At 58.5% G+C, this 10,910-nt stretch carries 11 protein-coding genes; 6 read left to right on the top strand and 5 right to left on the bottom strand.

Features of this window, described 5'->3' with window-relative positions; genetic code table 11:
• From EOA60_RS05900 to EOA60_RS05890, 3 genes are all read right to left on the bottom strand, one after another.
• Window positions 1-575 (bottom strand): DUF6791 domain-containing protein (locus EOA60_RS05900; RefSeq protein ID WP_206628098.1); only part of this gene is annotated, 575 nt, incomplete at its 3' end.
• Window positions 576-593: 18 nt separating this feature from the next.
• A complete protein-coding gene (locus tag EOA60_RS05895) occupies window positions 594-863 on the bottom strand; it encodes a multiubiquitin domain-containing protein (protein WP_127335531.1) in 270 nt (89 codons plus the stop codon).
• A 32-nt stretch (window positions 864-895) separates the two neighbouring features.
• The gene (locus tag EOA60_RS05890; RefSeq protein WP_127335535.1) at window positions 896-1,117 is read right to left on the bottom strand and encodes a DUF2188 domain-containing protein; all 222 of its coding nucleotides are present in this window, start codon (window positions 1,115-1,117) and stop codon (window positions 896-898) included.
• A gap of 89 nt (window positions 1,118-1,206) precedes the next feature.
• On the opposite strand from EOA60_RS05890, the gene EOA60_RS05885 reads away from it, so the two are divergent.
• The 6 genes from EOA60_RS05885 to EOA60_RS05860 all read left to right on the top strand — a co-directional run bounded on the left by EOA60_RS05885 (window position 1,207) and on the right by EOA60_RS05860 (window position 7,769).
• Entirely contained in the window at window positions 1,207-1,623 is a 417-nt protein-coding gene (locus tag EOA60_RS05885; RefSeq protein ID WP_245479233.1) for a helix-turn-helix domain-containing protein, read from the top strand.
• Window positions 1,624-1,703: 80 nt separating this feature from the next.
• Window positions 1,704-2,135, top strand: coding sequence for an ImmA/IrrE family metallo-endopeptidase (locus EOA60_RS05880; protein ID WP_348632704.1), 432 nt, complete (start codon window positions 1,704-1,706; stop codon window positions 2,133-2,135).
• A gap of 12 nt (window positions 2,136-2,147) precedes the next feature.
• The gene (locus EOA60_RS05875) at window positions 2,148-3,551 is read left to right on the top strand and encodes an exonuclease domain-containing protein (protein WP_127335533.1); all 1,404 of its coding nucleotides are present in this window, start codon (window positions 2,148-2,150) and stop codon (window positions 3,549-3,551) included.
• Between the two features lie 1,096 nt (window positions 3,552-4,647).
• Window positions 4,648-5,787, top strand: coding sequence for a Shedu immune nuclease family protein (locus EOA60_RS05870; protein WP_164748383.1), 1,140 nt, complete (start codon window positions 4,648-4,650; stop codon window positions 5,785-5,787).
• Window positions 5,788-5,895: 108 nt separating this feature from the next.
• The gene (locus EOA60_RS38800; protein ID WP_245479234.1) at window positions 5,896-6,828 is read left to right on the top strand and encodes a hypothetical protein; all 933 of its coding nucleotides are present in this window, start codon (window positions 5,896-5,898) and stop codon (window positions 6,826-6,828) included.
• Window positions 6,829-6,905: 77 nt separating this feature from the next.
• Window positions 6,906-7,769 carry a 3'-5' exonuclease gene (locus EOA60_RS05860; protein WP_128311133.1) on the top strand — a complete coding sequence of 288 codons (864 nt, stop codon included), beginning with the start codon at window positions 6,906-6,908 and terminating at the stop codon, window positions 7,767-7,769.
• A gap of 244 nt (window positions 7,770-8,013) precedes the next feature.
• Here EOA60_RS05860 and EOA60_RS05855 read toward each other — a convergent pair whose 3' ends face one another.
• Both EOA60_RS05855 and EOA60_RS05850 read right to left on the bottom strand, forming a co-directional pair.
• Window positions 8,014-9,150, bottom strand: coding sequence for a hypothetical protein (locus EOA60_RS05855; RefSeq protein WP_245479292.1), 1,137 nt, complete (start codon window positions 9,148-9,150; stop codon window positions 8,014-8,016).
• Window positions 9,151-9,337: 187 nt separating this feature from the next.
• Window positions 9,338-10,910 (bottom strand): helicase-related protein (locus EOA60_RS05850; protein ID WP_128311131.1); only part of this gene is annotated, 1,573 nt, incomplete at its 5' end.

Here is a 10,910-nt window from a genome sequence, read left to right as displayed (position 1 = left end):
GTTCCGCCCACGCCGATGATGGCAATTGTGTCTCCAGCGAGAAGCTTGTCGAGTTCGCCGAGGTTGGCCCGTGCCGAATTCATGTCCTCGAACGGAAAGGGGCATTCTTGGCTGGATTGGGCGATGGCCGCGAACGGCGTGACTTTGAAGTTGGGGTACTTCGCCTCCGCCGGCCCGGAAACGTAGAAGATGTATTCGGTGAACTTCTCGTGGAGGGTTCTATAGTCGCGATTGCTGCCGTTCGCGTCGTGCGGCTTCCATGACCAGTAGAACGACGACACCTTGCCATCGAACAGCGGCGTCGCGTTCACGTCCCTTCCTCCAAACAGAATGCGGCCCTTGTCGTCGTAGGGCTGTCCACCGACGAAGAACATCTGATGGTTGGTCGGTAGGGTACGCACATTGCCGTTCTCGTCGAGATTTAGAACGTCGACCATCAATCCGGTGTGCGGATCTCCGGCAGCATCGAGATACGGGACGGGGGCGACCAAATAGTGGCCACGCCGGTAGAGGGCATATCCCTCGTCGAGAAGACGCTGGATGCTCCCGTCAATCGACGGGGGAAGCTTTTCCATCAGATTTGCAACCCCCGCCTACGACTGTCCGGTGCCAGTAACGGTAAAGTCCATGCCTTCGACGACCTCGATTGAACTGCCCGGCTTAAGTTTGCCCGAGGCATTGCCGTGGCCGCGATCGTAGGAAATGCGGTAGCCGTCGGCAGGATTCGCTTCGCTCCCGAAGGCGATCTCCACCAACTGGTCGAAAGAGATCTTGCCCTTGGGAACGACGCGGGCAACGTCGTTAACGACGATGTTGACCGTCTTCGGCTCCTTGTCCTTCTTGTCGTTGGATTGTTCGGTCATGCGTTTTTCTCCATTAGTCAGGCGGCAGTTGCCTAGCCCTTCGGCGGAAAGGGATCATTGCCGTACGAATTTGAGTCTCGAATGCGGCCGTCCGGGCGGTGAATGATGACTTCGCCGCGTTCGCGGATAGCGGTGCTGCGCGCCGCATCGGCGGCACTCGACTGGGTGCGGTGCGTCGAGCCGACGCGATTTACGCCTTCCCGCCTGGTCGCCCAACCATCACCATACGGCACAACGTGGATCCTTTTCGACATGGTCTTCTCCTTGATGCCCACCGAGTCGGTTCTCGGTATGGGGGAAATATGGGGTCCGGATAGAAAGATGTCAATACTCACAACGTGATGTGATCATCAATCACATTTTGTGTTTGTTATTGACATCGGCCTGTGTCCAGAACAATCATGGAACAATGGCTCAACCACATCCCATAAACATCGCCTTCGGACGCGCGGTGGCGAAACGGCGCGAGGAATTGGACATGACCCAAACCGAACTCTCCGGCCTCACAGGCTTGTCGCGCGCGTCCATCGCCAGCATCGAGAAGGGCCGCCAGAACGTGCTCCTGCATCACGTTTACGATCTCGCGCAGGCGTTGCGTTTTCGGCACGTCGGCGACCTCTTGCCTGCGCGACCAGCTCCGCCGCGAAGCGAGCTCGAGGTTCGCATTTCGGGCGGCAGGTTGTCCGACAGTGACGCGGCACGTGTACTGGAGGTGATCGACCGCTGGCTGCCAGCGGATGAGACCGCTTCACGCTCATGAGAAAGGCGAATCCTGCCGGCGCCCGCAACCTGGCGCGATCGGTTCTGGCCGAGTCTGGAGTGCGGTCTCCACCAGTGCCTGTGGAGCGGTTGATCAAGGCGCGGGGCATCACTCTCCAGTTTGCCCCGTTGGGCGACGATCTATCTGGAATGGCATACATTCGCGATGGGCTAAGGATCATCGGCGTTAACGCGCTGCACCATCCCAATCGGCAGCGCTTCTCCGCCGCACACGAACTCGCCCATCATTTGCTTCATGCCGAGGTTATCTCGGAGGCGGTACACGTGGACCGCATCCTGCACCGCGACAGGATTTCGGCCGAGGGCACCGATCCTTTGGAGGTGGAGGCCAACGCGTTCGCGGCGGAGCTCCTCATGCCGGAAGCGTTCCTGGCCGATGCTATCGGCGAGGAAGGCCTCGATTTGGATGATGATGCTGCGGTCGACGCACTCGCGCGCAGGTTTAAGGTGAGCGCCTCTGCCGTGAGGAATCGATTGAGCTACTCCTGGTAGCGGGGTGGTCGTTTGGGATACGTCTTCTTTGATACCGAGACGACCGGGCTCTCTCCGGCGTTCGATCAGATTCTGCACTTTGCCGCCATCCACACAGACCATGAACTGAAGGAACTCGACAGATTCGAGGTCAGGTCACGGCTGCAGCCGCATGTAGTGCCGCATCCTGCTGCTATGCTTACGAACCGCTTACCAATCGAACTGCTCGTTGATCGCGGACTACCCACGCATAGCGAGATGGTGGCTGAGGTGAGACACAAATTGCTCGCCTGGTCCCCCGCAGTCTTCGCCGGCTTCAACTCGATTGGCTTCGACGAGGAGATGCTGCGCAACGCCCTCTTTCAGACCCTTTTCCATCCATACCTGACAAGCGGGACAGGCTGCGGCAGGGCTGACGCGTATGGCTTGGTCCAGACTGCTTGCGCTCTAAGCTCCGGATGTCTGGCAGTTCCGCTCAAGGTCGACGGGCGACGCGACTTCAGGCTGGCCTCGCTCCTGGACGCGAACGGCCTCGGCTCGGAGGATGCCCACGATGCAATGTCGGATGTCCTTGGGACAGTCGCACTATGCCGCATGGTCAAAGATCGATCGCCTGACGCTTGGCAGCGATTCGTCCGACTTTCGAACAGGGCAGCCGTTGCCGAAATCGTCGACGAGGAGGAGGGTTTCGTGCTGACGGAATTCTACGGCGGCGAAGCTTACCACCGTGCGGTCGTCTGCATCGGAGTGAGCCCGGACAACCGTCACGGAAGGTTCTGCATCGACCTGGATCACGATCCAGACGGCTGGGATCGGATGTCGGATGATGAGGTTCGAGCCGAGGTTTCACGTAAGGGGACGCCGCTACGACGGCTGCGAGTGAATGGTGCTCCAACGCTGACACCGCTCGAAGAGGCGGACGACCTGATGCCGGGGATCGATGTGGAGACTGCCCGCGAAGTGGCTCGCCGCTACCGCGCCGCCGGTGAGATCGGCGCAAGGCTGATCCGTATCTACACAGATAACTGGAGGGTCACTGAACCGTCACTATATCCGGAGGCTTGTCTCTACTCTGGCGGGCTCATCAACGACGAGGATAGCCGGCTCTGCGACGAGTTCCATGATGCACCATGGAAGGAGCGCACCGCCATTGCTGCCCGCCTCACGGATCCGCGGCTTCGGTCGCTGGCCACTCGGCTCGTGTATTCGGAACATCGTTCGTTGCTGTCTAAGGAGGATCAGGCCAGCGCTGATCGTGCGCTTGCCGAGCGGCTGCTATATGCCGATGGGGGACCGCTCACACTGGGCGCCGCGCTCGATGCGTTGGAGGTGTTGATTGCAAACACTGACCCAGGATCGTTGGCGCTGCTTTCTATGTATCGGACCTATCTTTTGGACCGGATTGCGCGTGCAAAGTCTTTCTGTAAAGGTGGCTGAGCCAGTCATCGCTGACCAAGTCAGTTGATAAACGAACGGCGGGTCTCGGGAACTCAGAATTGCCAGAGCGCCTATTTTGCGAGGTTCGGACAGCGTTGCCGGCATCGACCAGTGATCCATGGCCTTAACGATTTCCCCGGTCATCTTCTTGGCATCCCCCGAGTAGCATCACAGGGCCATACTTGTAGCCCCTGCAACGATCGACAAGGGCTCTGCGCGTCGCGGACCATGATGACCACCCGCTCATCCGCTTCGCATGCGCGCCGCTGAAAGCCGCGGCGCAAGATTATCGAGGCATCGCCGAGACCGGCGTCGGCATGCTTTTTCTCGCGGCTAAGTGAATACCCCAAAGCGCCTACGCGGAGCCCGGAGATCAGACGACTCGAGGCTAAATTGATCATGCGCGGCTCCGCATAGAACCTTGCCATTGAGCGAGTACCCTCGGTTGGGAAAAGGGCTCTGCGATCTATCGGCGAAGTCTCTATAAATGACCCCGCTGCAACGAAACGGCAAATGATCGGCTTTCGGCGGAACGTGATTGCCATCATTCGCCGGCGATGTCCGCTTCCAGAGGGAGCCAAGTCTGCCTGCATGGCAAGATGGAGGCGCTTTCCTGACCAAACGTTTCGGGCACGCAGCATTCCTCCCCTTTCAGAATAACGGCTCGATAATCTGCCGTTCGGGTGCCAGTGAAGGATACTTTGAAATCCTTGTTGCCGTCGGGCATGTTGCGTCTAGGACGTGGAGGTAGAGGTGAGCGCATGCCTGAGATTTGGGAATTACAGGACAAGCCCGCATACGGCGGAACGATAGTGGATGCGGGTGTTCATCCTGAGGATGGATCGTCCTTGGTGATTGAGCTTACTCCAGACGAGGGAACCCAATATCTGAGCTATTACCTCAGCGGAGAGGCGTTCAAGCGGGGCAAGGCCTCAGGCGTCAATTTCACCGACAATCACTGGCCTCTTCTGATTGCCGAGTACGATTTCCCCACGCGTTCGCTTACCACCTACCCGATATGGCTCCGATCCAATCAGAGCAATTTCACCAAGACGAAATACGTATTAAACGCATATCTTTCGAGGACCACCCGCCGATGGATTTTCAGGCCGGCTTCGGAATGTTCTTCGACCTGCCCACCGGGTTCCACCGCAAGCCGTTCGAAGGCTTCGGTGTCGATCCCCGGATACGGTACATTATAAGTGCATTCGACGAAGTGAAGGGTGCCGCCGGGCTTACCATCTGCAATGACGACGAGATCTCGATCGACGGTGATGAGATCCGGCTGCCGGAGCATATCTACCACGACGTACGGCTGGACATTAATCGTGCTCATGACGCAGCGGTGAAATTCGCGAACGGAGAGAAGTTGAGTTACCTCCGCAACCGCCTCCTGCCATCCGTCGTGCCGGATTTCGAACCCGATGATTTCGAGCGATCAGCCTTAGACCTGAAAGACATGGTGTGGTCCGCCCTCGCGAAGAGAGGCACTCCACGCTCCCGCAACTCCAACACTGCTGCAGCCGTCCGAACGGTGATCCGTCAGGTCGACAAGATCGCCAAGGACGACCCGGTGCAGCTGTTTGAGTTGAGCGAGAAGATCGAGCTCGTCTCACTGCAAGTCCTTATCGAGGACATGTCCAAGGAACTTCTCAAACGAAGAAAGGAGGGATTTTGGCAGGAGTATTTCGTACAGAACCCCTTCGTGCTGAAGATGCTCTTCGGCCTGCCTGTGATTATCTACACGGACCAGGCATCGGTCGGAGGCATGGGCCTCAAGCGTTCCGGCGAGAAATATGCGGACTACCTCCTGGAGGCGGGTATGCTAGGCAATTTGGGTATCGTTGAGATCAAAACGACCGAAACCCCGTTGTTGACGAAAGACCCTTACCGCGCGCCGACACTTTATGGCCCATCCACTGACTTGTCGGGTGGAGTGAATCAGCTGCTCGACCAGAAACTCAGGCTGATCAAGGGTATCGCGGCAAAGAAAGAAGAAGACGACCAGCCCCACATTCAGGCCTGGTCGGTTCCCTGCATCTTGATCATCGGTAGGCTGCCGGAAACGCACGACTTGAAGAGGTCGTTCGAGATCTACCGCGGAAGCCAACGAGATGTGCTGGTCGTCACGTTCGACGAACTTTTGGCCAAGCTAAAAGGATTGCACGAATTCCTGTCGACTAAACCGGACGAGCCGGAGGAGGACCTCTCGGACCAATTCGCTGATCTGTTATGATAAAGACAGGCCTGGATGAGCTTCTGTCGTTCGCGGTAAGTCATTCCCTACTTTCACGATCCACTTGAGCCGTCATTGCAAGGGCGAATACCAGCCGGGGGGTTTGGCATGAAGCGACCTTTTATTTCGTTGAGGATCGATCAGCTTGAGACGATGCTAGATAAGGCCACAGCGAATGGGGACAGTAAGACTATCAAAGCCATCGCGAGTGAGGCGGGCGTAAGGACCACAGCTCGAGCCGGGAAGCTCCTGGTACGCGCTAAATCTGCACTGGATGTCAAGCAGGCGGACCTTTTCGAACAAGTCCCTCGAGCCTCCAACAAACCGGCCCGCGTTGCGCACACAAAGTTCAAGGCGAAGCTAGACAATCGCAAGCCTACCGAGGAGCAAGAAAAGGCAATCAACGCTTTCCTGTCTGGCGGTTCTCTCCGCATTAATGCCTATGCAGGCACTGGGAAGACATCAACCTTACAGTTCCTTGCTCACGGGACTCGCAGTCGCGGCCAATACATTGCTTTCAACAAGGCGATTGTCGGGGATGCTCGTGAGAAATTTCCGCCTACAATAGATTGCTCCACCACCCACAGCCTGGCGCTCAAGTCTCTGCACTCTGATTACAAGAAAACGAAGGATAAGTTTGCCGGAAAAGTCAGTGCGAAGCAGCTTGCGGAGATTCTTGAGCTCAAGAAGGCTTGGCGTGTTGACCGCGAACACTCCCTCCAACCAGTGTCTCAGGCTTATCTGATTCAGCAGACAGTCAGACGTTTTGCGCAAAGCGGCGACCATGAAATTTCTGACGCGCACGTGCCACGTCACGGATCGCTACTTGCGGCCACTGACGAGACCTTGAAGGCGGTAAACGAGTTTGCGCGCACTAACGCCAAGCACCTATGGGGACGTATGTGCGACGCAAACGACGTGATCCCGCTGGGTTTTGACGGGTTCCTTAAGCTCTGGGGCTGTCAAAGCCGCAGATCGCAGCCGATTACATTCTTCTTGATGAGGCGCAGGACACCAATCCCGTCGTACTCGACGTGCTGAGGAGGCAAAATGCTCAGCTTGTCTATGTTGGGGACCGCTACCAGCAGATTTACGAGTGGCGTGGCGCGATCAATGCGATGGAAGCAATCGAGACCGATAGCACCGTGAGCTTAACACGATCGTTTCGATTTGGTCGGGAGATCGCCGACGAGGCGTCCCGCATTCTGAGGCGGCTCGGCGAGGACGTGCCGCTGACCGGCAACCCCGCTTTGTCAAGCAGGGTCGGGACGTGCAAACCTAATGCCATTCTCGCGAGAACGAATGCGAACGTCATGACCGCGCTAATTCAATGCCTTGATGAAGGTCGGAAGCCACACCTCGTTGGCGACAACAAGGACCTCAAGGAGCTGCTGTGGGGAGTGCGGGACCTGAAGGAGGGGCGTCCAACCGACGTCGCCGACTTCTTCGGATTCACCAGTTGGGAGTCCGTGGTCGACTTCGCCAAGACCACCGAGGGCGAGCACTTGACCACGTTCGTCAACCTGGTGCAGAGCAAGGGCGAAAAGCGGCTCCTTTGGGCTATCAACCAATCCGTCAGCGAGGAGCAGGCTGAGGTCGTCATCTCGACAGCACACAAGGCCAAGGGGCGGGAATGGAAGAATGTTCGACTGATGGACGACTTCATGAAAAGCCGAGAGGTGCGGACTCCCGCGGAAAGGGCCGAACGAGAGCGGGAGGACGCTGCGGAACTTAGGCTGTTCTATGTCGCCGTGACACGCGCCAAGGAGGCGATCGAGATTCCCGTCATGAGCGGCAAAGGTGAGCCACCGCGAGCTTCGGCAATTTCATCAAGGCCCGTGGCGCGGGCGTTACCCAAGACTGTTGTCGCGCAACCGGTCGACTGGCAAGAGCCGGTTAAGCAAAGCAGCCGGATCCAACCGCCCCCTGACCCACAGAAACCGGCGAAGCGTGGCTTCTTTTCCCGTCTATTTGGCGGGTAAGGAAGGGAGCCGGTGGGATACGCCCGACACTTCCGAGTGAATAAACCATCCCACCTGCTCGCTTGAATGTCCGGTCGTGGGATGCGGCACCCGCCCCTTCAACGAGCGATATATGCGAAGCTGCCGTTCACCCCGTTGAAACGTGAGTCGCCATCGAGTCAGGAAGTTGCTTCTATTCGATGAGAATGCCTCTCAGTGCGAACTGGATATTTCACACCCTGAATTTTCTGCCGCGCGCCGAAGTTCATTCCTCCACTAAAGCGCGAAGCGCCGATCGGATGCGCGGCCGAAGTGCGTTTATAAACGCGTTCGTCCGCTCCTGAAGCCAGTTGAGCGCCCGTGCGCGGTCTTCTGGATTCTCTAGGTCCCGCACGGTGAAGTCCTGCGCAATAATCGGCCTATCGCCCTCAAAATCGATAGTCACCCCTGGGCCCAATTCCGCAGCCAGTTCTTCCGCCTGAGGGGCCAGCGCTTTAGACGCCCGCTCGCCCACCGAGTTGCGGTTAGAAGAAAGGTCCAGGCCGACGCGGTTGGTGCGCACATCACGGTAAACTGTCAACCAACTTGAGCCACCAGGAGCTCCGAACTTGAAGACGATATGGCCGCCAAGGGCAGGTGGAGGCCGCATCTGATCCGGATCGTCGAGATGGAGTCCCGCCAGGAAATCTTGCCAGAAGCTCTGCCTGATGGCGTTGCGCCGCTCCCGCCCGGCTCGTCTTTCCGGTGACTCGATGGAACCGGAGGATTCCTCTTCTTCGTCCTCAGACAGAGCGAGGCCATCCGGAAGCGCGATAACGCTCCTCACAATTGTCTGCGTCTTCGCAAGAACACGCGGCACGACGATCCGCGCCCCGTCTGCCAGTTGGTAGATCGGCATTTCGACGAGGCCCAATGTAAAATGAAGACCGGAATGGCCTTGCAGATACTCCGTGATCGTCTCGACCCCGACGCGAATACCATCACCAACAATCAGAAGCAGGAACCGCCCTCTCCTCAGGTTCACTGTCAGCGCGTCATTGAAGCTGATCTCGTCCACATCGTTCCCTGCTGCCCGAACCAGATCGAGGAGGACATTTCCTTCTCTGCCAACTCGTCGGCTGGCCTCGCGCTGCAAGTCGGATGAGGTCCACAGCGCTAGTTCCTTCGCATAGTCGAGAATCTGCCCAACTACCTCCCGCCTGCCTTCTGGATTGCGCCAAAGCTTGCATTCCGCGAGTACTGGCAGGCCTGTAGGCGTCACCATGAAGTTGTCGATTGGACCAGCCGGCGTCGAAAGCTCTCGGCAAATCGGTACCGGGTTAGCGAATAGCGGATCGATCTCGGCGATGGGCAGGCAAGATGGAAAGCGGTGAATGAGATCCTGGATCGCCGCCTCGGTCATGCCATGTCCGCCTCCGCCAAGCTCAAGGAGCCTTGCAGTCACTACCGAAGCTCCGTCGCCGGAGATAACCAGAGGCGTTGAATGCTGCCTCGCCATGTGTCATTCCTCCTGTTTAGACTGCGGCTGAACCGCATTCGCCCAGCGACCCGATTGCCTCGCGGGGCAACAATTTCTTCTCCAAGCACCGCTAGCCGCACGGATTGAGTAGTTCTGTCGCGACCGCGCCGATCTCTGTCCCTATGTTCGCGCGCGCTTTGGCCCACAGCCTTCGCAAAAGTGGCTCAGGGACCATACCGTCGAACCTCGCTGTCTCGAGGTTCTCGACGAACTCGGAAATGGACTGAATATCTGGTGGGCGTTCAGCTACCTGGCGAAGGACCGCCTCAGCTTCTTCAGGTGTAGTCTCCAGAACCGTCACACCGATGTCGTGCACCACGCATTCAAGGCCCGCCGAAACCAATGTGAAGGCGAGAACGGCATTGGCTTCAGTACCTCTCCAGGTCAGGACGTGCGTATCCTTCCCTGCCGGCAGGAATCTGGTTTGCCGCAGTCCGAGCCACAGAAAGGCCTCCCTACCCTGCCGCAGGAAGTCGGCGGCTGCCGCATCCAGATAAGCGGGAATGCTATCGCCTTCGAGGACCGCTCGCATTTCGGCCGAGAGCCTGTCGTGCACAGGTTCGCTCATCACGTTGTCGAACTGAGGAATCTTTCCGGACCGATGCCGCTCGACCTCGAGCACCTTGCTGCGGTCGTCCACCGTAGCGATACGCCAGCGCTGCCCAGCGAACGCAATCACCACTCCGACGGCGACCGGATTCGAGATAGGGATAGCGCCAAGCGTCCGCCCGCCGCAGACGATCCGCCACTCCTCGTCCGTCGAGAACACGGCGTAGAAGTCGCGGCCAGCCGTAAGTCGCTCCCCGATTTCGCCGAGCATGACGGTTCCATCCGGCGCCTGCTCCAGCAGCCGATTGTCCGCCGAGGCCATGCCGCGCAGCAGCTCGATGTAATCGCCCTTTCCCAAAACGGAAAGCGGACCACCCGAGCATATCGTTTCGAAAAGGCGATCAGCACGCAGCCCGCCCTCCTGTGCGATCACGGAGAGCGTCTGGTGAAGCGCGACGGTCGCAACGGCGTCGACGACGGAAGGTGGCTCGACGAACTTCGCGACGAGCAGGCGCACGGCGGCAACTGCACGCACCGTCTCAAGCCTGAGATGATCGAGTGCGTCGGAATCCTGTCCGAGATTTCGCTCTCGCACATAGATGCGAAGGATCGCAGGAACGCCGCGCCGCCGGCCGCTGCGTCCCAGACGTTGGCGAAGCGACGCGAGGGATCGCGGCGCCCCGACCTGGGCCACGGACTTGATCGATCCGATATCGATACCGAGCTCCAAAGTGGTCGTCGCGACCGCTGTCGTGGGCAGGTTGGCCTGCTTCAGCCTGTCTTCGAGTTCCTCCCGCAATTCCTTCGAGAGACTGCCATGATGGGGAAAGAACTCGTTGGGGACACCGCCATTCTCGGATCGCGTCCGCAGCCTGTCCGCCAAGGCTTCGACGCGCCTGCGTGACCCGGCGAATACAAGGTTGTTCGCCCCGCGAAGCGTAGCGAACATATGGTCGGCGATGAAGTCGAGCGCGACTGGCTTCTCCTCCGCCTCCAGTCCGTCGATTTCTTCGGCGTCTTCGCCATCCGCGTACGCTCGCACCTGAAGCCTTAGCTCAGGCGAGTCGGCCGAGGACTCCACGATCGAAACGGAC

This window comes from Mesorhizobium sp. M1A.F.Ca.IN.020.06.1.1 (assembly GCF_004023265.1).
GTDB lineage: Bacteria > Pseudomonadota > Alphaproteobacteria > Rhizobiales > Rhizobiaceae > Mesorhizobium.
The sequence above is the reverse complement of the archived record's forward strand: the minus strand, read 5'-3'. Positions and strand labels throughout refer to the sequence as shown.

Coding starts and splice junctions, on each gene's coding strand:
- EOA60_RS05860 (WP_128311133.1), top strand. CDS start 6,906: ATGGAAGCAATCGAGACCGATAGCACCGTGAGCTTAACACGATCGTTT.
- EOA60_RS05870 (WP_164748383.1), top strand. CDS start 4,648: ATGGATTTTCAGGCCGGCTTCGGAATGTTCTTCGACCTGCCCACCGGG.
- EOA60_RS05895 (WP_127335531.1), bottom strand. CDS start 863: ATGACCGAACAATCCAACGACAAGAAGGACAAGGAGCCGAAGACGGTC.
- EOA60_RS05890 (WP_127335535.1), bottom strand. CDS start 1,117: ATGTCGAAAAGGATCCACGTTGTGCCGTATGGTGATGGTTGGGCGACC.
- EOA60_RS38800 (WP_245479234.1), top strand. CDS start 5,896: ATGAAGCGACCTTTTATTTCGTTGAGGATCGATCAGCTTGAGACGATG.
- EOA60_RS05855 (WP_245479292.1), bottom strand. CDS start 9,150: ATGACCGAGGCGGCGATCCAGGATCTCATTCACCGCTTTCCATCTTGC.